The sequence below is a fragment of the Pantoea sp. AS-PWVM4 genome (genome assembly GCF_000468095.1).
Classification (GTDB): Bacteria; Pseudomonadota; Gammaproteobacteria; order Enterobacterales; family Enterobacteriaceae; genus Pantoea; species Pantoea phytobeneficialis.
Map to the genome: position 1 here is coordinate 278,151 of NZ_ASZC01000003.1, position 21,525 is coordinate 299,675.

The following is a 21,525-nucleotide window of genomic DNA, read 5'->3' on the forward strand; positions in this document are numbered from 1 at the left end:
CAAATGGCGTGCAGAGTTATCTGATGCAACACCCCCGTTCGGGTTGTCCTGGAACCGGGAAAAAAGTACATTGTGCTGTAAGAAAATTACAATAAGGACCCGGTAAATGAGGACGCTCGACCGGGTATATCCTGCAACGAGGAGAGGAAAATGGCGGTAACACAAACAGCCCAGGCATGCGATCTGGTGATTTTCGGTGCCAAAGGCGATCTTGCGCGCCGGAAACTGTTGCCTTCACTGTATCAGCTGGAAAAAGCCGGTCAGATTCATGAAACCACACGGATCATTGGTGTGGGGCGCGCGGAGTGGGACAAAGACGCGTATACCAAAGTGGTACGTGAAGCGCTGGAAACCTTCATGAAAGAGAAGATCGATGAAGCGCTGTGGGACAAACTCAGCAGCCGTCTCGACTTCTGTAACCTCGACGTCAACGACACCTCGCATTTCTCTCGTCTGGGCAAAATGCTCGACCAGAAAAATCGCGTCACCATTAACTACTTCGCGATGCCGCCGAGCACCTTTGGTGCGATTTGTGAAGGCCTGGGTTCAGCCAAACTGAACGCCAAACCGGCACGCGTGGTGATGGAAAAGCCGCTGGGTACCTCACTGGAAACCTCTCAGGAGATTAACGACAGCGTCGGTAAATACTTCGAAGAGAGCCAGGTTTTCCGTATCGACCATTACCTTGGTAAAGAAACGGTATTGAACCTGCTGGCCCTGCGTTTTGCCAACTCGATCTTTGTGAATAACTGGGACAATCGCACTATCGACCACGTACAGATTACCGTGGCTGAAGAGGTTGGTATCGAAGGCCGTTGGGGTTACTTCGACAAAGCAGGCCAGATGCGTGACATGATCCAGAACCATCTGCTGCAAATCCTGACCATGATCGCGATGTCACCGCCGTCTGATCTGAGCGCCGATGCGATTCGTGATGAGAAGGTTAAAGTGCTGCGTTCGCTGCGTCGTATCGACCAGAGCAACGTGCGTGACAAAACCGTGCGCGGCCAGTACACCGCCGGTTTCGTCCAGGGTAAAAAAGTTCCTGGCTACCTGGAGGAAGAGGGCGCGAATAAGCAGAGCGCGACCGAAACCTTCGTGGCGATCCGTGTCGATATCGACAACTGGCGCTGGGCAGGCGTGCCGTTCTACCTGCGCACCGGTAAGCGTCTGCCGACCAAGTGTTCTGAAGTGGTGGTCTACTTCAAGAACCCGGAAATGAACCTGTTCAAAGATTCCTACGCTGAATTGCCGCAGAACAAGCTGACGATTCGTCTGCAACCGGATGAAGGTGTGGATATCGAGATCCTGAACAAGGTGCCGGGTCTGGATCATAAACACAAATTGCAGACCACCAAACTGGACCTCAGCTACTCTGAAACCTTCAATCAGTCCCATCTGGCGGATGCTTATGAGCGCCTGCTGCTGGAAACCATGCGTGGCATTCAGGCGCTGTTTGTGCGTCGTGATGAAGTGGAAGCGGCATGGACCTGGGTTGACTCCATCATGGACGCATGGAGCGCCGATGCGGATGCACCGAAACCTTATCAGGCAGGTACCTGGGGTCCGGTTGCCTCTGTGGCGATGATCACCCGCGACGGTCGTTCCTGGAACGAGTTCGAGTAACAGAATGGTAGCGGCGCGATTTTTCGCGCAATCTCGTGCGTGAAAAACGCGCACGATAAATCGTGCCGCTACGGAATATGCCTTCACTCAACGTGATTTATAATCCTCCAGATGAATATTGAAGGCTTTCAGCTTGCGCCATAATGAGGTGCGGCTGATCTTCAGCGTCTGAGTAATCTTTATGGCTTTACCCTGACACTGGACGGCGGCTTTAATTAACGCATCACGTTCCATATCGATGAGGCTATGCAATCCATTCGACGGCGGGACCGTAGCCAGATCGCGAATGCGTTCAATCAGCGCCAGGGGAATATCTTTCACGCGGATTACCGCGCCATCGCTGTAACTAAAAGCCCGCTCGAGCACATTGCGTAACTCGCGGTTATTTCCCGGCCAGCTGTAACGCGTCAACAGTTGCAGCGCATCCTCTGACAACGACAGATTGCTGTCGACTTCACGGCTCATGATCTTCAGATAACGTTTAATCAGCGCCGGAATATCTTCACTGCGTTCGCGCAAAGGGGGGATATGGATATCGAACGACTGCAATTCATACAGCAAATGGCGGCGAAAACGGTTTTCATCCACGTACTGATTAATATCGACGCTGGTGGTGGTGATTAGCCGTACATCCAACGGTACCAGCAATTGGTTGGCCTTACTCAGCAAGCCGGTTTTCAGCAGTTGCAGCAGGGCGGTCTGGACTTCGGTGGTCAGGTACTCCACATTCTCCAACAAAAGCGTGCCGCCTTTGGCCAGTTCAAACTTTGAGATCACATGCTTGTCGCCATTGACGATGCCGCCGAGAAACTCACTGGTCATGGTTTCGCGCGGGATTGCCTGGCAGTTGATGGTGATAAAGGGCTTATCCTGACGCTCGCTGGCATTATGAATGGCCTGAGCCAGATAGGACTTACCCAACCCTTCCTCACCATGCAGCAGCACCGAACCTCGACCTTTCGCCGCCTGTTGCGCCAGGCGCACCACGCGGCGAATGGTATTTGAGGTGCCGACATAATCAAGATCATCAAAGGTGAGCCGAGCACCAATACCGCTATGGCGATGGACCAGTTCGCGGATGCGGTCAATCGGGTGCATCAGGGCGATATAACGATCCGAGGTATTGTTCGGTCCCTTGACGATTTTCAGTGAAATCGCCAGAGAGATGAAGGTACCCGCAAATTCGATGGCGGTTTCAAATAAATCGACCTCACGATTGTGAGCGATCGCATTGAGAATGCTTTGCGGTAGCTTGATGATATCGTGAATATTTTTGCCGAGAATTTTTTCACTTTTGACCCCGAACAGGTCGCTACCGTGGATATTGAGATAGAGGATAGTGCCTTTATTATCCCATGCCAGTACCCCTTCCTCCACGCCATCCAGCAGGGCGTGAACTTCGCTGAGATGTTGATTGGATTCAGCCAGAATCAAATCGGTATTCAGTTTGGCGGTGATCTGTTGCTCAATTGAATGCACCAGCGCCAACCCCAGCGCCGGGGCGCTCTCCTGAGCGCTAAGTAAAATAATCCCCACCGCCCCCATCAGCGTACTGTCGCTGCCGAACACCGGTGCGGCGCAGATCTCAAACGGGTGCAGATGTCGGTTGAAATGTTCATAGCCCTTGATGCTGAGGGTTTCATGCAACAACAATGCGCTGGAGATGGCGTTATTGCCCATCATGCCTTCGCGCCAATAAATGCTTTCGCGAATCCCGAGCGGTGCCAGCCTGATCGCCATCGACGGCGTAGCATAAAACTTCAACGTGCAACCGGTTTCGTCGGTCACGAAGATGGCGCAATCCGGCGCATCAAGATATTCGAAAATATCTTCGATGATGGGGGATGAGATATTCAGCATTTCGGATTGGTTGCGACACAGCGACTCAAAGGTTATGCCTCGGGCATAAAGTTGTTGTGGCCAGTGATCGTGACGCAACAGGCGTCGGCAACGCAGCCAGGATTGTTTCAGCCAGGGTTTGATGTCCGGGCGGTCCAGACTGGTGAGGTTGTTATATAACTCCGGGTCCTTGGCGATGAATGCCCGCCATATTGCTTTCATATTGAGACGCATGCATTGCCTTCCTGCTGAAAATGGCCCAGCTATTAATTGAGTCTGTCAGGGTAAGAGCCGATCACTGGCGCGGAGCATAACGCTATATGTAGTGTATTTTGACGCTTCCCGGTAAAGCAGCGTGCCAAATTGTGACAGCGATCTGGAAATAGTTTCCCGCATCAATGTTCACGATTATTTTAAACTAACCAATTGTATTTAATTTGTTTTTTATTTATTTAAACAGCTGATGTGAAATGTCTCACATCTTTGAATACAGTATGACCGGGTTCAAATAACCCTGTTTTCATCCGCCATTATGTTTCTTTTTGCAACCTTCCCGGAAAAAATAACGTTTCTGAATTAAACAAAAAAATATTTTTTACAGCCTTTTTCTCCCTTTCTATTCTCAGCATGTTCTTGCATAAGACGACCAGTTATATCAACTGTTAATAAAAGGAAAGGAAGATGAACATCTTTTTATCAGAAATGGTCGGCACCATGCTGTTGATTCTGCTTGGCGACGGTGTGGTGGCCAACGTGGTCTTAAAACAAACCAAGGGAGGAAGTAGCGGCTGGATTGTGATTACCGCAGGGTGGGGTTTTGCGGTGACGGTCGCTGTTTACGCCGTCGGCTGGATCAGCGGCGCGCATCTCAATCCGGCAGTGACATTGGCTGTCTGGCTTCAGGGCGGCATTCCATCGGGAATGGTGCTGGTTTACATGCTCGGCCAACTGGTGGGTGCGTTTCTTGGCGCCATCCTCGTCTGGCTGACGTATAAGCGCCATTATGATGTTTCCGATGATCCCGGCTTAATTCTCGCCACTTTCTGTACCGGTCCTGCTATCCGCGACTATAAATGGAACCTGGTCACTGAAATTATCGGTACTGCGATGCTGGTATTCGGCGTGTTGGCGATTTTCAACTCGCACAACGGTATTGCCGGTGGTTTTGGGCCTTATGCGGTCGGCGTGTTGGTGTGGAGTATCGGTTTGTCATTAGGCGGACCTACCGGCTATGCGATCAACCCGGCGCGTGACCTTGGCCCGCGTATCGCGCATGCGTTATTGCCGATCAAAAACAAAGGCGGTTCCGATTGGAGCTATGCCTGGGTGCCGATTGTCGGTCCATTAATTGGCGGTGCGGTCGGCTCTCTATTATACAAATTCTTATTACCTCTCTTATCTACCCCATAACAGTCGCCCCCAGGCCGCACCGGCCTGGGGACATGACGAGGAAAGATTGATGAAAAAGTTAATCAACAAGGTTGATGATGTTGTCAGGGAACAACTTGAAGGCTTTGCCCTGGCGCATCCGGAATTAACGGTCAATATCGAACCTTTCTATGTCTGTCGCCGCACCGATAAACCGAAGGTTGCACTGATTTCCGGTGGTGGGTCAGGGCATGAACCGATGCACGGTGGATTTGTCGGTTTTGGCATGTTGGACGGTGCCTGCCCCGGACATATTTTTACCTCGCCAACTCCCGATCAGATGTACGAATGCGCGCAAAAGGTCAACAGCGATAATGGCATCCTGTTGCTGATTAAAAATTACACCGGCGACATTCTTAACTTTGAAACCGCTGCTGAATTGCTGCATGGCGAGGGCATTCCGGTACAGGTGGCGGTGATTGACGATGACGTGGCGGTGAAAGATAGCCTGTACACCGCAGGTCGTCGTGGTGTTGCCACGACGGTGCTGGCAGAGAAAATTCTGGGCGCAGCGGCGGAAGAGGGTTACAGCCTGGATGAATGCGTGCAACTGGCGACGCGTATTGGTAACCGTGGGCGTTCAATCGGTGTGGCATTGTCGGCCTGTACGGTGCCCGCTGCGGGCCGGGCAAGTTTTGATTTAGCTGATGATGAAATTGAATTTGGTATTGGTATCCACGGTGAACCGGGTATCCGCCGCGAGAAGTACAGTGACTGCGATACCCTGGTCACAGAGATGCTCAACGAAATTCTCGACAATACGCCCTACAGTCGCGTGTTGCGGCAGTGGGACGGTGATAAAGGCGAGTGGGTGGAAAACAGCCAGACTACCGAGCCGTTAAATGAACAGGACAGCGTGATTGTGCTGGTCAATGGGTTGGGTGGCACGCCGTTATCAGAGCTGTATGCGGTGTACCGCAAAACGGCAGAAATCCTGACCGCGCGCAACATCCATATCGCCCGCAACCTGGTGGGGACGTTCTGTAGCTCCATCGACATGCAGGGGGTATCGATCACGCTGTTGAAAGTTGACGAAGAGATGCTGACGTTGTGGGATTTTCCGGTCAGCACCCCAGCGCTACGCTGGAAAATGTAACCTGGTGTCGCGGTCTGGTCAGTAAAGCCAGACCGCTGTGACGCGGGAAGAGAGCATTCTGTGGGGGATAACAATGGTCGTAAGCAAAAAACAGGTGATTGATTGGCTGGATGCCTCAGCAACGGTTTTTGAGCAGCAGCAAGAGTTTCTGACCAATCTGGACCGCGAAATCGGCGATGCCGATCACGGGTTGAACATGAATCGTGGCTTCAAAAAGGTAAAAGAGAAACTGCCGACGCTGGAAGATAAGGATATTGGCACCATTTTGAAAAATACCGGGATGGTGTTGTTGTCGAGCATTGGCGGTGCCAGCGGGCCACTCTATGGCACTTTTTTCCTGAAAGCCGCCGAATGTGTCATGGCGAAAGAAGAATTAACGGTGACGGATTTATACAACCTGTACCGCGAAGGCACGGAGCGGATCATCGCACGCGGGATGGCACACCCGGGTGATAAAACCATGGTGGATACGTTGTCAGCCATCGTCTCATCGTTGCAAACCCAGCAGGAAGCACCGCTGACCAGTGCATTGAATAGCACGTTAGTGGTGGCCGAGGCCGCGATGAAAAGCACCATTCCGATGCGGGCCGGAAAAGGGCGTGCCAGTTATCTTGGTGAACGTTCTATCGGACACCAGGACCCCGGTGCGACCTCCAGTTATCTGTTATTTAAAACACTTTGTGAGGTTGTTGGCTAACAAACGTGGTCCTCAATAAGGTGATCCAACTATGGTTAATATTGTGGTGGTTTCGCATAGCAGGAAGCTGGCTGAAGGCGTGATTGAGCTGGCGTCACAAATGACTCAGGGAAAAGTAAAGTTCGCCCTCGCGGCTGGCATTGATGATCCTGAAAACCCGATTGGTACTGATCCGGTCGCGGTGATGATGGCCATTGAGGAGGTGCTGGATGACGATGTGCTGGTGATGGTCGATATGGGAAGCGCGATCCTCAGTACCGACATGGCGAAAGAGCTGCTTGGCGAGGAAAAGATGGCACGGGTGCAGATTTGCGCCGCGCCGCTGGTGGAAGGCACGGTGGCGGCAGCGGTCGCGGCGGCATCCGGGCTATCGGTTGAACAGGTGATGGCGGAGGCACATCAGGCGCTGACAGCAAAGTACGCCCAGTTGGGGCAGAGCGAGGCGTTGCCAACTATGTCGCTCCCGGAGGGGGCAACTGATACGCATAACGACAGCAAAAGCTTTTCCTGGACAGTAACCAATCCGACCGGCATTCACGCCCGTCCGGCATCGGCGATTGCCCGTTGTCTGAATCAATTTGATGCGGAGGTACAAATCGTCAATGGCGACCGTGTGTTGAATGCCAAGAGCATGAACAATGTGGCGCTGTTGGGTATCAAATGTGGTGATGTCATTACGTTGCACGCTCTTGGACCCGAGGCGCAGCAGGCAATCGATGCATTTGCCGCGCTGGCAGCAACGCAATTCGGCGATGACAACGCGGTACCCGAGGCGGTGGTGAAAAAAAAGTCCGACGTGCTGGCGGTGACGATCTGCCGCATCGAACGTGGCCTGCCACAATTGACGCAACGTGCAGCGGCCGCAAAAGACGTCGAAATTGCCCGGCTGAGTCAGGCGATTGCGGCGGCGAAGCAGGAACTGGAGATATTGATTGCCACCACAACTGAGCAACTGACGGACAATGAGGCGGCAATTTTTTCCGCACACCAGATGATGTTGGAAGATGGCGAGTTGTTCGACACCACCCTTGAACGGCTGGAGCAACAACCAGCACCTGTCGAGCAGTTGTGGCTTGGCGTGATTAGCCAGATGGCCGATGAATACCGGGCGATTGAGGATACGTATCTGCGTGAACGGTATATCGATGTTTATGACGTTGGGATGCGGGTGCTGGGGCTGTTGCTCGGCCATCCTCTGTCTACTCTGCCGCCAGCGCATTCGCCCACATTAATTATCGCTAATTATCTCTTGCCCTCGGAAATTATGGCCTTAGACAACACGCTGACCGAGGGCGTCTGTTTTACCACCATCGGTGCCCAATCTCATGCGGCGATTTTGGCCGCCGCACGCGGGATAGCGGTGTTTATCGATCGCAAAGGCAAGCGTACCAGACAATGGCAGGACGGCACGCGGGTGCAGCTGGCAACGGATTCCGGCGAGATCATGGCGGTATAACCTTTTCATCATCCTGAATTGAACCGTGGTTTCAAAAACCTGGCGTCACCGATAGACGTAAGTCACGCCGATCTTGTATGGTAATGCTCAGGAACATCCTGCGGGCCAGCTACGGCCTGACTGAAACCCTTAGGAAACGTGATGAAAAACTGGAAAACAAGTGCAGAACAGATCCTGACCACCGGACCGGTTGTTCCGGTGATTGTGGTAAACAAACTCGAACACGCCGTACCCATGGCTAAAGCGCTGGTGGCGGGCGGTGTTCGCGTGCTGGAAGTGACCCTGCGCACGCCAGTGGCGATGGATGCGCTGCGTGCCATGATTAAAGAAGTTCCGGAAGCGATTGTCGGGGCGGGAACTGTTATCAACCCCCAGCAGTTAAAAGAAGTGACCGACGCGGGCGCGCAGTTTGTCATCAGCCCCGGTATCACCGAACCGCTGCTGAAAGCGGCCGTAGAAGGCCCGGTGCCGTTGATTCCGGGTATCAGCACCGTATCCGAGCTGATGACGGGTATGGATTACGGTCTGCGCGAGTTTAAATTCTTCCCGGCGGAGGCCAACGGTGGCGTGAAAGCGTTGCAGGCGATTGGCGGACCCTTCCCACAAGTACGTTTCTGCCCAACTGGCGGTATCTCACTGGCTAACTATCGTGACTATCTGGCGCTGAAGAGCGTGCTGTGTATTGGCGGCTCATGGCTGGTGCCGAACGATGCGCTGGAGGCGGGTGACTGGGATCGTATTACCCATCTGGCTCGCGAAGCGGTAGCGGGCGCGAAATAAGTGATGAGCGGTGAGCCGGGTGCTCACCGCATCAGGTGTTAACCTTCGACTTTCACCGCGGCTGCGGCTTTGATAGCGCGAGCAACGGCGTCATCGGTATTCTCACCGGTGGCGAGCGCCACGCCCAGACGGCGTTGACCGGCGATTTCCGGCTTACCGAACAAACGTAACTGCAAGCCCGCACCCAGTGCCGCTTCAACATTTACGAAGCGTACATTGGTGCTTTCCAGTTGCGGCAAAATCACCGCGCTGGCCGCTGGGCCATACTGACGAATACCGCCAACCGGTAAACCGAGGAAGGCACGGACGTGCAGCGCGAACTCAGACAGATCCTGAGAAATCAGCGTTACCATGCCGGTATCGTGTGGACGCGGTGACACTTCGCTAAAGATCACTTCATCGCCACACACGAACAATTCCACGCCAAACAGGCCGTAACCACCCAGCGCCTTAACCACTTTTTCCGCGATAGCTTGCGCGCGTTGCAGGGCGAGGTCGCTCATTTGCTGGGGTTGCCAGGATTCACGGTAATCGCCATCTTCCTGACGATGGCCGATCGGGGCACAGAAATGAATGCCATCGACAGCGCTGATGGTCAGCAGCGTGATTTCGAAATCGAACTTCACCACGCCTTCAACAATGACACGACCGGCACCGGCGCGCCCACCTTGTTGCGCATAATCCCAGGCCTTGTCGAGCTGGCTGGCTTCACGAATAAAACTCTGGCCTTTACCGGAAGAACTCATCACCGGCTTGACGATGCATGGAAAACCAATGGCGTTGGCGGCGGCAACAAAGTTTTCTTTGCTGTCGGCAAATTGGTAGGTGGAAGTCGGCAATGCCAGTTCCTCGGCAGCCAGACGACGAATCCCTTCACGATTCATAGTCAGACGCGCGGCGCGCGCGGTGGGCACCACTTTTTGCCCTTGCTGCTCCAGCTCAAGCAGTTTTTCGGTGGCGATGGCTTCGATTTCCGGCACCACGAAATCCGGTTTCTCCTGGGCAATCAGCGCGGCCAATGCGTCGCCGTCCAGCATGTTAATGACATGGCTGCGATGGGCAACATGCATAGCAGGCGCATCGGCGTAGCGATCGACAGCAATCACTTCCACACCCAGACGCTGGCACTCCAGTGCCACTTCTTTACCCAGCTCGCCTGAACCTAACAGCATGACACGCGTTGCGGCAGGACGCAGCGCGGTTCCGAGAGTCGTCATAATTTCACCTTAGCAGTCAAAATGCGCGCGCAGTATATACGAAAACGTTTGCGTTCTCATCTTTTCAGCACGGCAACGTTTGCCTTACTTTGCGTCGTTCTGACGTTTCCTGACATCCACTGCGGCAGCATGTGAAACCCGGATCTTAAACAGGAGTTAAACGATGAATAACTGGTTGCAGCAAATTCAATCGGTACTGAAAAAGCAGGGAAGCAGCGGTAAGGGTAGCGGGTTAAGCGACATGCTGGCACCGGGGGCGTTAGGTGGGCTGGCGGGTTTGCTGATTGCCAGCAAATCCTCCCGTAAGTTGCTGACCAAGTACGGTGGGCAGGCGTTGATTATTGGCGGTGGAGCCGCAGCGGGTGCCGTGCTGTGGAATAAATATAAGCAACGGGTACGTGAAACCCATCAGGATCAACCGGGTTTCGGCCAGGTGCAAACGCCGCTGGATCAGCGTGCTGAACGGTTGGTTACCGCCCTGGTGTTTGCGGCCAAGAGTGATGGGCATATCGACGATCGTGAACGTGCGGCGATTGAGCAGAATATTCATCAGGCGGGTTACGGCACGCAAGCGGAAGCCCTGATTCAGCAGGCGATGAACCGCCCGCTCGATCCGCACTGGCTGGCGGCTGATGTGAAAAATGAAGAAGAGGCACTGGAACTCTATTTTCTCAGTTGCGCAGCCATTGATGTCGACCACTTTATGGAACGCAGTTACCTCACCGCATTGGGCGATGCCTTAAAGATCCCGCAGGATGTCCGCGACGAAATGCAAAAAGATCTCGCTGCTGAAAAAGCCAGCTTACCCGCCAGTTAACCCTCGCACAGGCCACCTGGGTGGCCTTGTTTTACATTTTCCTTGTACTCAATGGCTTGGCTTCCTGCGCGATCGGTGCCACGCTTGCACAATGTTGTCTCTTCAGGGAAATGAACCATTATGAATCAGCCTCAGGCAAAAAAAGTCCCTCACCAAATGACCCTGCATGGGGAAACTCGCACCGACAATTATTTCTGGCTACGTGATGATGATCGGGAAAATCCCGAGGTGCTCGACTATTTGCATGCTGAGAATGACTATGGCAAAGCGATGATGGCTACGCAGGCGTCACTACAGGATCGGGTGCTGAAAGAGATTATCGACCGCATTCCTCAGCAGGATCATTCGGTGCCCTACGTGAAAAACGGCTACCGTTACCAGAGTCGTTATGAAACCGGCAATGAATATCCGGCCTATTATCGCCAGCCGAAAGAAGCTGATCTCGATGCCGAATGGCAATTGCTGCTTGATGGTAATCAGCGCGCGTCGCACAGCGATTTTTACACTATGGGGGCGCTGGCGATTAGCCCGGATAATCAGGTGATGGCATTGGCGGAGGATTTTCTTTCTCGCCGCCAGTATGGCATTCGCTTTCGCAACCTGGTCAGTGGCAGCTGGTATCCCGAGGTGCTGAGTGATGCCTCTTCCAGCCTCGCCTGGGCCAATGATTCGCGTACCGTCTATTACGTGCGTAAACATCCCAAGACTTTGCTGGCTTATCAGGTTTGGCGTCACGAATTAGGGCATCCGCAATCTGATGATCAACTGGTCTACGAGGAGAAGGATGATACGTTCCATCTCAGCGTGCACAAAACCACCTCTGAACACTTCATCCTGATTGCGCTGTTTAGCACCACCACCAGCGAGATTCAGCTGATCGATGCGGAATATCCTGATGCTCAACCCCAGGTCTTTTGCCCACGCCGTCGCGACCATGAATACACCATCGATCACTACAATCATCAGTTTTATATTCGTTCGAATCGTGAAGGGAAGAATTTCGGTTTATACCGCAGCGCCTGGTTGGCGGAAAATCGCTGGCAGACGCTGATTCCGGCTCGCGATCAGGTGGTTCTGGAAGATTTTCAGCTGTTTAAACATTGGCTGGTGGTAGAAGAGCGCTCGCGTGGGATGACCAGTCTGCGTCAGATTCATTGGGAAAGCGGTGAGAGCACCGGCATTGCTTTTGACGATCCCACCTATGTGACCTGGTTGGCCTACAATCCAACGCCGGAGAGCGATACGTTGCGCTACGGCTACTCGTCAATGACCACCCCAACGACGTTATTTGAACTCAACATGGAAAGCGGCGAACGGCGCGTGCTGAAGCAGACGCCGGTCCCGGGCTTCAATCCGGATGATTATAAAAGTGAACATCACTGGATAACCGTTCGCGATGGCACGGAAGTTCCGGTTTCGCTGGTCTACCATCGTAAGCACTTCCAGACGGGCAATAACCCGATGTTGGTTTATGGCTATGGTGCTTATGGCAGCAGCATGGACGCCAGCTTCGGCACCAGCCGCATCAGTTTGCTGGAGCGTGGCTTTGTCTATGCGATTATCCATGTGCGGGGCGGTGGCGAGCTGGGTCAGCAATGGTATGACGATGGCCGGCTGCACAACAAGATGAACACCTTCACTGACTTTATTGACGTCACGGAAGCGCTGGTTGCGAAGGGATTTGGTCACCCGCAACGGTTATACGCGATGGGGGGCAGTGCCGGGGGATTATTGATGGGCGCGGTGATCAATATGGCTCCACAGCTTTATCATGGCGTGGTGGCGCAGGTGCCATTTGTAGATGTGGTGACCACCATGCTGGACCCTTCCATCCCGCTGACTACCGGGGAATATGATGAATGGGGCAATCCAGAGGAGGAGGCGTATTATCACAGCATCCGACAATACAGCCCGTATGATAACGTGGCCGCACAAGACTATCCGCATTTGCTGGTGACCACCGGCCTGCACGATTCACAGGTACAGTACTGGGAACCGGCAAAATGGGTGGCGAAATTGCGCGAGCTAAAAACCAACGATACGTTGCTGTTGTTGTGCACCGATATGGATTCTGGTCACGGTGGCAAATCAGGCCGTTTTAAATCCTATGAAGGGGTCGCGCAGGAGTTTACCTTCCTGATTGGTCTGGCGCAGGGTGTTCTGCCAGACCGTCATGACTACTGATCATTTTTGACGTACTTGCGCAGCGCCTGCCGCAGTGGTGGGCGCAAATCGCGCACATTCTCCAGCACCCAGCGCAGATAACCGGGATCTTTGCGCGCCACGCTGCCGATACTTTGCCCGCGATATTTTCCAAACGGGAACACATCATCGGCCACCGGCGCGGGCTGGCAACGGCTGACCATCTGCTCAGCATCCCAACCAGACTTCTCCATGATGCGAATCAGCAACGCCGCGGTGACGTAACAATCGTACAGCGCGCGGTGCGCGTGCAAATTGGCGGGCGGGGTGACGTCCAGTTTCAGGCTGTGACGCAGGGCCTGGTTACCGTATTTCTGACCGGGCCAAAGTTGACGCGCCAGCGTCATAGTGCAAATCCACTGCCCCGGCATTTCCGGTAGCATTCGCCTGTCAAAACTGGCGTTGTGCGCGACGTAATGGGGGCTGCCGTGGTAGCGACCGATTGCCTGCTCAATGGTGGGTTTCCCCACGACCATCGCTTCAGTGATGCGATGCACGGCCATCGCCTGGCGGCTGATGGGGCGATCCGGGCAGATCAGATCACTCATCGGATTGAGGATCTGCCCGTCAATCACATCCACGGATGCCACTTCAACCACTCCACCCTGTAAACCGCAGGTTTCGGTATCGATTACGCGTAGCATGGCTTATTTCTGCTTCGGTTCGTAGGGCAGGCGAGAAAGGCTGAGTGACGCCTGACGATATTGCATCAGACGCTGGCGAAACCAATCACGCAGCGCTTCCGGTTGCTCCCTTTCGACCAAATCCGCCACCACCGGCATGTTGTAGCGCTCTTTAAACGCCACGCCAGCGGCTGCCAGATCGACATTCACTTTGTCTTTCTCTTCCTGCGACAGCAGGGCAAGGTTTTGACTCATGTTTTTCTCCTGATAAACAGGGGCAAAAGTAATGTTTTCCCCGTTCAGGATCAAGGGAAAAGGGATCGCATTGCAGGTATCGACACCTGCGGAACAGCAGCGTATCCTGCTGCCACGCTTGCGGCAGATTGCCGTAAAAAAGAGGATAGCCTGATGAAGAAGACGAGATTAAGCCGCCTGGCGGCGCTGTTGCTGGCGTCATCCGCGCTGGCCTTCAGTCAGTTTGCGCTGGCGCATGCCCACCTTAAAACGCCGGTTCCGGCTGACAAATCTACCGTTGATGCTTCACCCAAGTCGTTAACTCTGACGTTTACCGAAGATGTCGAACCGGCATTTAGCGGCGTTGAAATCCGCAATGCACAGAATCAGACCGTACCGGTTGGGAAAGCTCAGATTAACGCAAAGCAACATGATCAACTGATTGTACCGCTGAGTCAGCCACTGCCAACGGGCAGTTATCAGGTGAACTGGCATGTGCTCTCGGTTGATGGTCATAAAACCAAAGGTAGTTATCAGTTTAGCGTGAAGTAATGGGGCTAAGCACGCTGTGGGTTAGCCTGCGGGCGATCCACTTTTTGTCGGTATTATTGCTGACTGGCAGTGCGTTTTACACCGCACTGCTGGCGCCGGCGCGTTTTCGTCCGGTACTGGCGTTTCGTCTGCGTGGCATCCTGGCGTTAAGCGCACTGGTGAGTTTGCTGGCGGCAGTGTTAATGCTGGCGACGCAAACAGGCCTGATGAGCGGTGACTGGCGCAATGTGTCCGATGCAGAAACCTGGCTGGCAGTACTGAGCACCCGTTTTGGCGGGGTGTGGCGCTGGGAGATTCTCTTTGCGTTAGCGAGCGTGTTGGCGTTATTGCTTCGAGGCAGGTTGTGTCAGCAATTGATGTTACTGACCGGATTACTCCAGCTTATCGCATTAGCGGGTGTGGGACACGCGGCGATGCGTGATGGCTGGCTGGGAAGCTTGCAGCAGGCAAACCACGCTTTGCATCTGATTTCTGTCGCGTTCTGGAGTGGTGGTTTGCTACCACTGCTGCTACTGATGGGCGACGCACGCAACATAGCCCATCGGACTGATGCCATCCGCAGCATGATGCGTTTCTCTCGCTATGGGCATCTGGCGGTTGCGCTGGCGTTGCTGACCGGGATGTTCAACAGCCTGTTGATTGCCGGTGATCCATTGCAATGGCAGCCCACATGGTGGAGCACGCTGCTGATTGTTAAAGTGTTGCTGGTCATGTTGATGGTGACCATTGCTGTGATTAACCGCTACTGGTTGGTTCCTCGTTTTCGTCTGGCCGGAAGCGATGCAGCAACACTTTTTATTCGTCTGACGCAGCTTGAGCTGCTGCTGGCGATCGCTGTAATTGGGTTGGTCAGCGTGTTGGCCACGCTGGCACCAGCCTGAATCATTGATACCGATTGAATGTATGAGGTCGACATTTTGCTGAAGAAACTGATTCCAGCTTGTGTACTGATGGCACTTTGCAGCCAGGCGATGGCTGCTGAAATTATCACCATCAGCCGTTTTGAGATTGGCAAAGACAAGTGGCCGTTCACGCGGGAAGAAGTCATGTTGAGCTGTGAGAAGGGGGGAGCGCTGTTCGCCATCAACCCCAGCACCTTGTTGCGTTACCCGTTGAATGATAAAGCGGAAGCGAACCAAAAGTCCGGACGCGGCACCACTGAATCGATCAGCTCAATTCAGGCTGATGATAAAGCCCATCCCGGACAGAAAATGAGCCTGGAACCGATTATCGCCCGTGCTCAGGCGCTCTGCGACAAGTAAATCCCGCTGCATGGCGCGGCAGAGCCTGCTGCGCCTCATCCCACAAGTATTCTGCCGTCGCGATCACAGAGTCGACAGCTTTCCGCCCGCCCGGTGACAGTTGGCTGGAAAATAATCACCCTTGGTCTACCTTTAAAAGGCAAGGCGACCTCGCCTGCATTAATGCCAACTTTTAGCGCACGGCTCTCTAAGAGCCATTTCCCTGGACCGGATACAGGAATCGTATTCGGTCTTTTTTTGTCTGCATGTTGAGCTAGCTCTGCATGCGATAGATGCTACCAGTCCCAGACATCTACTCACGCCGCCATGCCTGGAGCATGTCCCACGATGGATCTGTTTGCCGTCCGGCTTGGTATGGTCATCCTGTATGATGAGTTCACTATTTTGAGACGAGATGGGTTTGTGTTGCATTGCCTGTAGCGGTTAACGAGAAGCAACATAGCCAGAGTGAAACTTGCCAGTAACCGTATTTGTGCAATACTTCCTTATTGAAAGGTAAATAATTTTTTGATCGCAATAAGATTGATCTCAATTGATTTGTGGCAATCCTGATATCTCAACAGTGTGGTTTGGTGCTGATTATTCTGCGGGGCAATGATAAATTGCGCTCATAGCTGTTATTATTAAATATCAATAGTGTAAATTGTAATAATTTATCTCTGTGGTGATTATTTTTAGATTGATGCCGAGGTATGGCATACGCCGATTTAATCATCCTGTACGCGCCCTGATTGGGGTGGGAAGGGGTTTAGGCATTTTTGTATCCATTCAGTCTCAGGGTTATTTTAAATCTTCAGATACAATAACTAATAAAAATTACGAAAATTTTAATTTAGTCGAAGAACGTTGAAAAATTACAGATGTCAACGTTATATAAACCAAGTGGTGATGTTTCTTCTAACCGCTTGGCTGGTAATGTATGATGTTTTTATGTGTGGTTGAAGTATTGAGGGCGATTATGATTTTTGATAACAATTCTGCATGTCTTTACACAGCAATATTCGGTGGCTATGAGAAACTGAATGAACTGGAAGGCGAAGCAAAGAAATCAAAGATTAGAAAGATATGCTTTACCGATGATAATGAGCTTACCAGTGAAACCTGGGAAATCAGGGTGGTAAAACCTGTATTTCCTCTGGATTCTGTGAGAAGCCAGAGGATGGTTAAAGTGAATCCACATCATTTTCTTTCTGATTTTAAAAGCTCTTTATACATCGACAACACGGTGCGGTTGCTTGTTGATCCGGCATTATTGATTGAGGAGTTCTGTAGCTATGGCAACATAACCTTGCCGATGCATTCTTATCGGGAAAGTGTTTATGAAGAATTCTTCGAAGTCGCTCAGACAGGACTTGATGACTCAGCCAGGGTATTTGAGCAACTGAACCATTATCAGGTAATTTGCCCTGAATCATTACACCGCAAGCCGTATTGGGCAGGAATGATTCTTCGTAATCACATGGAGTCTGATGTCATCGAAATTATGGAAGAATGGTACAGGCAAATTTTGAGATATAGCCGACGCGACCAGCTTTCTTTGGTTTATTCCGAGATGATGACCGGTAATAACATCAGAAAACTTGTAATTGATAGCCATGAATCGAGTTTTCATCAATGGCCCATTACTAATTCAAGGGATTTTAGTAAACGTTCCTGGTCGTCGTCACTCTCAGGCGCGATGCCAATTTTTGAGAAAATTAAAACGGTAAAAGCCGCCGAGCGTGATTTAGAAGAAAAAATCAGGCGCCTGGCAAAGATGGGTGAGGAAATAGCCGACACTTATAAACCCTCAATGATACCTGAAGGTTTTGACCCTGAACTCTATCTTGCGCTGAATAAAGATGTCGCGGCTGCAGGTGCAGATGCTGTAAAACATTATCTCAGACATGGTTGGCGAGAAGGCAGGCGCTGGCATTAATTATTTTAAATCAGATAAAGAGGAAAAGGAGTTCCTTTTTTCATTAATACGTTAACAATATCTGCCATCTGGTTAATCACCCTTGTTATAAAAACGTTTCCCCTCCGCTCCCGCCTTCCCCTTTTTGGTGCTTCCCGGTTGATCAAGAAATACAGACATGATCAGGTCATTACTGCTAGCTTAACAGGACCGCTAATTACCACAGGAAAACCGTCGTGTACAAAGCTCTATGTCTGCTTGCCATCCTGCTCCTCAGTGGTTGTGCACTGAAACAATACCCGCAAGCGCCAGCAGTGACTGATGAAGAAGCAAGAAGTTATAACTGTCCAGCGTTGCAAACTGAGATTGCTAAAACTCAGGCGATGCAACAACAAATCGATAAAACTGGTGAATTTGATGCCCTAACGGTCATTGGGTTCGTGGGCGATTTTGGCATCGGAAACGGTATTGCTAAAGCGAATGCAAATAGCAAAGTGAGCGCACGTCTTAAACAGCTTGAAGCACTGAAAGCGATTCGTTGCCAGGGTTCTCAGACCGGCTAATCACAGCACGACATGCTCTGGCGGTCAAAAGATGGTATAAGAGTGGCGCTAAAAAATGGTTGCCTGCATACAAGGATTCTCGATGGCAAATACACAATATCTTCTCTGGGTGATGATTGGCACATTAACCCTGTTATGTGTGTTTATTTCCGCGTTGGTTGGCCGGGCAAAATCGCCGCGCCTGGGATTTATTACCTTCGCGGTATTATTTATCGGCTTTATGACCGCTATTTTCTTCATCACGCGTTAGCTGATAACGCATTGCCACACCTGTGGTGTGGCAAAAGTGATGAGAGTTATCGAGCGGTATGAAGTGAATTTCGGTGCTGGGCAATAAGCTGCTCAGCCAGAGGGCGATCTTCTTCATGCCGGGATATGTAGTATTCGTAAGGGTCTTTCACTCCCAGGCTTTCGACATAATCCAGATGGGCGCGTTTTACCTCACGATTTATGTACTGCACTTCATCCAGCCCCATATCATCGGCGTAAACTGGCGCTTTACTTTTAATCTCACCAATCAAAGCCTTATTGTTCTGCATGAAGTCTTCCAAATCGATTTTATAATAATCTTTCATCGGCTTACTCCTTCAAACAACCTCAGGTAAAGTCTGGCAAAAGATGCGCTGGATATGTGTCTGTAGATGCTAACCAATCTTGCGGAATTTTCAGGCAGATGTTACTGAGTGGAGTGCTTTAACTGCATGAATTATTTGGTTATTATATGGATTTCACAGGGAATGCTTATGAGAATGATTGTTAATATCATTTAACTTGTTCGGAATACTCCGAAGGTTTACATTACTTCCCGTCCCTCGCAGAGCTAACACCTTTAATGAGTGCCGGAGATAAGCGCCGGAAGGGGCATTCATCAGGGCTGCAGGAAGCAGCCGCTGTTGAATTTAGTCAGGCCCATCTCTCTGATTTATCCCACCACCAGCAAATGCACCAGCCGCGCAAGGGTTTCCAGCAGCAGCAGGCTGCCGATAAAAATCACCACCAGAATCCCAATAAACTGTTTCCGACTGTTCACGCTTCCTCCCCGGTGGTTACAGGCCGCCAGGCTATACTTTATGCCGTAATCACTAAACTTCCAGTAAACCAGCTTTCAGGAGACCATTATGTTTTACCAAACGGTCGATGCAAAAGCGTGGCGTAACATCTGGGTAGTCGGTGACTTACACGGATGTCGCACCCAGCTCGATTCACAGCTGATCCTGCACCAGTTTGATAAACAGCAGGATTTATTGCTTTCTGTCGGTGATTTGATCGATCGCGGGCCGGACAGTCCCGGTTGTCTTGAATTACTTAAAGAACCCTGGTTTCGCTGTGTGCGTGGAAACCACGAACAGATGGCTATCGCTGCTCTGCAAGGCAAAGACCCGATGTTATGGGTTATGAATGGGGGTGAATGGTTCTGGCAGCTACGTGGCACTGCTTTGATTGCTGCACGCCACGCGCTGAAGCAATGCGTGGAATTGCCCTTGATTTTACATCTTCAGCTCGGGGATCGGGTGGTGGTGATTGCGCACGCTGATTATCCTGCCAGCCACTATGAACTGGGACAGGAAGTAGACTGGCATCAGGTGGTGTGGAGTCGCGACCGGCTGGGACGGCATCAACGGGGTAACACGATGGCGATTGATGGAGCCAGTGATTTCTACTTTGGTCATACGCCGCTGGAGCAACCGCTCAACGTTGCCAATCAACACTACATTGATACCGGTGCCGTGTTTGGCAACCGGTTGACATTGGTACAGTTGCAATAGCGGTTAGCGGAACAGACGACCGTCTCTAACCAGCTCGCGCGGATAGCTATTCTTGATGCGATTCCCGACTTTTTTTGCCAGCCCCAGCGTTTGTTGCTGGTAGGTCACCAGAACTTCATCGCGTTCAGGTAAATTTTCCGGATGGATATCCTGACCGCGATACCAGCTTTCCGCTTCCGCTTCCGTCAGTGCAAACGACAACGTGTTATCCGCTTGCGTCAGCGCAACCACGGCTTCATGCTGCCAGCGATACCCCTTGGGGAAAGTCTCCGCGAGTTTCAGGCCAATGCGTGAAAAGCGTACTTTACCCAACCAGCTTTCCAGCGCCGCCGGGAACAGCCACAGTTCTTTATCGCGTTGCCATAACTGAAGATTATCCTCCCAACGCAACCCCACTTTCGCGGCGGCTTGCTGCACTTCAGCGTTCAATTTTCTGCTGGCAGGAGAGAAGGGCAGTTTTCCCACTTTATAGCTGGGTGTGGGCAATGCGGGCAGACTGGCAATTTTGCGCAGGCGAGCAACAAAGAACCCTTCGCTATCATAGATATGCGGGAATACATGCAGAAAACCTTCCGGTGTCAGCGCCTGTTCCGCCCCGGTAAACAGGCCAGCCAGCGGAACGATTTCAACCGCATCGGGATAGCGTTGCTGTAACCAGCTGATAACGTGTTGATTCTCAATCTGATTAAGAGTGCAGGTCGAGTAGATTAACGTTCCACCGGGTTGTAGCGCATGAAAGGCGCTGTCGAGAAGATCGCGCTGGGTGGCGGCAATCTCTTCCGTGCTGGCGAGTGTCCAGTTGCGCAGCGCGTCAGGATCTTTGCGCACCACGCCTTCACCAGAACAGGGGGCATCCAACAGGATGGCATCAAATTGTTCCGGTAACGCAGCACCAAAAACCCGGCCATCAAAGTGGGTGAGAGCGACGTTGCTGACGCCACAGCGGCTGATATTGGCATGCAAGACCTTGACCCGGCTGGCGGAATATTCGTTAGCAAGGATGGCACCCTGATTGTGCATCAATGCCGCCATTTGTGTGGTTTTAGAACCCGGTGCCGCAGCTACATCCATCACCTGATGGGCATCCGGAGCCGCATCAAATAATGCCGTTACTGGCAACATGGAGCTGGCTTCCTGAATGTAGAACAATCCGCTGAGATGCTCAGCCACGCTGCCGAGCGGGAGCGATTCATCGTCGCGTTCAATCCAGAAGCCTTCTTTGCACCAGGGGATCGGCGTGAGCTGCCAACCATAATCTGAAGTTTGGGCGAGAAAATCATCCACGCTAATTTTTAACGTGTTGATGCGCAAGCTGCGACGCAAGGGTTGTTGACTGATGGCGAGAAAGCGTTGCATTTCAGTCTCGTCAGACAAGCTGGTGCGCATCAGCGCAAGGAAATCTTCTGGAAAGCGTTCGGACACGGGTTTCTTCCGGGGGAAAACAAACAGAGCGCGAAGTGTAACACGCGA

At 52.1% G+C, this 21,525-nt stretch carries 21 protein-coding genes; 15 read left to right on the forward strand and 6 right to left on the reverse strand.

The genetic code is table 11. The annotated features are described in order from the left end of the window. The first annotated feature begins 150 nt into the window (after positions 1 to 150). Positions 151 to 1,626 (forward strand): glucose-6-phosphate dehydrogenase, encoded by a 1,476-nt coding sequence (gene zwf / locus L579_RS03870; RefSeq protein WP_021182969.1) that lies wholly within the window; start codon positions 151 to 153, stop codon positions 1,624 to 1,626. A gap of 87 nt (positions 1,627 to 1,713) precedes the next feature. Here the strand turns inward: zwf and dhaR are convergent, their stop codons facing one another. After that, entirely contained in the window at positions 1,714 to 3,699 is a 1,986-nt protein-coding gene (dhaR, locus tag L579_RS03875; protein WP_021182970.1) for a dihydroxyacetone kinase operon transcriptional regulator DhaR, read from the reverse strand. Positions 3,700 to 4,146: 447 nt separating this feature from the next. On the opposite strand from dhaR, the gene L579_RS03880 reads away from it, so the two are divergent. The 5 genes from L579_RS03880 (at position 4,147) to L579_RS03900 (ending at position 8,922) form a co-directional block, all read left to right on the forward strand. Beyond that, complete coding sequence (locus L579_RS03880) at positions 4,147 to 4,875, forward strand: MIP/aquaporin family protein (RefSeq protein ID WP_021182971.1); 729 nt, start codon at positions 4,147 to 4,149, stop codon at positions 4,873 to 4,875. Positions 4,876 to 4,924: 49 nt separating this feature from the next. Continuing rightward, complete coding sequence (dhaK, locus tag L579_RS03885; protein WP_021182972.1) at positions 4,925 to 5,989, forward strand: dihydroxyacetone kinase subunit DhaK; 1,065 nt, start codon at positions 4,925 to 4,927, stop codon at positions 5,987 to 5,989. Between the two features lie 73 nt (positions 5,990 to 6,062). Next, positions 6,063 to 6,686, forward strand: a complete 624-nt coding sequence (gene dhaL / locus L579_RS03890) for a dihydroxyacetone kinase subunit DhaL (RefSeq protein WP_021182973.1) — start codon at positions 6,063 to 6,065, stop codon at positions 6,684 to 6,686. A 31-nt stretch (positions 6,687 to 6,717) separates the two neighbouring features. Further along, positions 6,718 to 8,142, forward strand: coding sequence for a dihydroxyacetone kinase phosphoryl donor subunit DhaM (gene dhaM / locus L579_RS03895; protein WP_021182974.1), 1,425 nt, complete (start codon positions 6,718 to 6,720; stop codon positions 8,140 to 8,142). A 141-nt stretch (positions 8,143 to 8,283) separates the two neighbouring features. Beyond that, positions 8,284 to 8,922, forward strand: a complete 639-nt coding sequence (locus L579_RS03900) for a bifunctional 4-hydroxy-2-oxoglutarate aldolase/2-dehydro-3-deoxy-phosphogluconate aldolase (RefSeq protein WP_021182975.1) — start codon at positions 8,284 to 8,286, stop codon at positions 8,920 to 8,922. A gap of 38 nt (positions 8,923 to 8,960) precedes the next feature. Here L579_RS03900 and purT read toward each other — a convergent pair whose 3' ends face one another. Beyond that, the gene (purT, locus tag L579_RS03905) at positions 8,961 to 10,139 is read right to left on the reverse strand and encodes a formate-dependent phosphoribosylglycinamide formyltransferase (RefSeq protein ID WP_021182976.1); all 1,179 of its coding nucleotides are present in this window, start codon (positions 10,137 to 10,139) and stop codon (positions 8,961 to 8,963) included. A 163-nt stretch (positions 10,140 to 10,302) separates the two neighbouring features. Between purT and L579_RS03910 the strand changes: the two genes are divergently transcribed. Continuing rightward, positions 10,303 to 10,956: a tellurite resistance TerB family protein gene (locus L579_RS03910; RefSeq protein WP_021182977.1), complete on the forward strand. Its 654-nt coding sequence runs from the start codon at positions 10,303 to 10,305 to the stop codon at positions 10,954 to 10,956. Positions 10,957 to 11,076: 120 nt separating this feature from the next. Continuing rightward, positions 11,077 to 13,140 carry a prolyl oligopeptidase family serine peptidase gene (locus L579_RS03915; RefSeq protein ID WP_021182978.1) on the forward strand — a complete coding sequence of 688 codons (2,064 nt, stop codon included), beginning with the start codon at positions 11,077 to 11,079 and terminating at the stop codon, positions 13,138 to 13,140. Here L579_RS03915 and exoX read toward each other — a convergent pair. Both exoX and L579_RS03925 read right to left on the reverse strand, forming a co-directional pair. After that, the gene (gene exoX / locus L579_RS03920) at positions 13,134 to 13,802 is read right to left on the reverse strand and encodes an exodeoxyribonuclease X (RefSeq protein WP_021182979.1); all 669 of its coding nucleotides are present in this window, start codon (positions 13,800 to 13,802) and stop codon (positions 13,134 to 13,136) included. The genes L579_RS03915 and exoX overlap by 7 nt on opposite strands. Positions 13,803 to 13,805: 3 nt before the next feature. Next, positions 13,806 to 14,036, reverse strand: a complete 231-nt coding sequence (locus tag L579_RS03925) for a DNA polymerase III subunit theta (RefSeq protein WP_021182980.1) — start codon at positions 14,034 to 14,036, stop codon at positions 13,806 to 13,808. 153 nt (positions 14,037 to 14,189) lie between these two features. Here L579_RS03925 and copC point away from each other — a divergent pair, with 153 nt between their 5' ends. The 6 genes from copC (at position 14,190) to L579_RS24005 (ending at position 18,539) form a co-directional block, all read left to right on the forward strand. After that, the gene (gene copC / locus L579_RS03930) at positions 14,190 to 14,567 is read left to right on the forward strand and encodes a copper homeostasis periplasmic binding protein CopC (protein WP_021182981.1); all 378 of its coding nucleotides are present in this window, start codon (positions 14,190 to 14,192) and stop codon (positions 14,565 to 14,567) included. Next, entirely contained in the window at positions 14,567 to 15,448 is an 882-nt protein-coding gene (copD, locus tag L579_RS03935; protein WP_021182982.1) for a copper homeostasis membrane protein CopD, read from the forward strand. The genes copC and copD overlap by 1 nt, the downstream gene beginning before the upstream one ends. Positions 15,449 to 15,481: 33 nt before the next feature. Then, on the forward strand, positions 15,482 to 15,829 hold the full coding sequence (locus L579_RS03940) for a YebY family protein (protein WP_036625101.1): 348 nt from the start codon (positions 15,482 to 15,484) through the stop codon (positions 15,827 to 15,829). Between the two features lie 919 nt (positions 15,830 to 16,748). Continuing rightward, positions 16,749 to 17,747 (forward strand): glycosyltransferase domain-containing protein, encoded by a 999-nt coding sequence (locus L579_RS03945; protein WP_021182984.1) that lies wholly within the window; start codon positions 16,749 to 16,751, stop codon positions 17,745 to 17,747. A 215-nt stretch (positions 17,748 to 17,962) separates the two neighbouring features. Further along, entirely contained in the window at positions 17,963 to 18,289 is a 327-nt protein-coding gene (locus L579_RS03950; protein ID WP_021182985.1) for a hypothetical protein, read from the forward strand. Between the two features lie 82 nt (positions 18,290 to 18,371). Then, positions 18,372 to 18,539 carry a hypothetical protein gene (locus L579_RS24005; RefSeq protein WP_021182986.1) on the forward strand — a complete coding sequence of 56 codons (168 nt, stop codon included), beginning with the start codon at positions 18,372 to 18,374 and terminating at the stop codon, positions 18,537 to 18,539. 46 nt (positions 18,540 to 18,585) lie between these two features. On the opposite strand, the gene L579_RS03955 is transcribed toward L579_RS24005, so the two are convergent. After that, on the reverse strand, positions 18,586 to 18,864 hold the full coding sequence (locus L579_RS03955; RefSeq protein WP_021182987.1) for a hypothetical protein: 279 nt from the start codon (positions 18,862 to 18,864) through the stop codon (positions 18,586 to 18,588). Positions 18,865 to 19,407: 543 nt separating this feature from the next. On the opposite strand from L579_RS03955, the gene L579_RS03960 reads away from it, so the two are divergent. Next, on the forward strand, positions 19,408 to 20,055 hold the full coding sequence (locus L579_RS03960) for a metallophosphoesterase (RefSeq protein WP_021182988.1): 648 nt from the start codon (positions 19,408 to 19,410) through the stop codon (positions 20,053 to 20,055). A gap of 3 nt (positions 20,056 to 20,058) precedes the next feature. Here the strand turns inward: L579_RS03960 and rsmF are convergent, their stop codons facing one another. Next, on the reverse strand, positions 20,059 to 21,477 hold the full coding sequence (gene rsmF, locus L579_RS03965) for a 16S rRNA (cytosine(1407)-C(5))-methyltransferase RsmF (RefSeq protein WP_021182989.1): 1,419 nt from the start codon (positions 21,475 to 21,477) through the stop codon (positions 20,059 to 20,061). Positions 21,478 to 21,525: the final 48 nt, after the last annotated feature.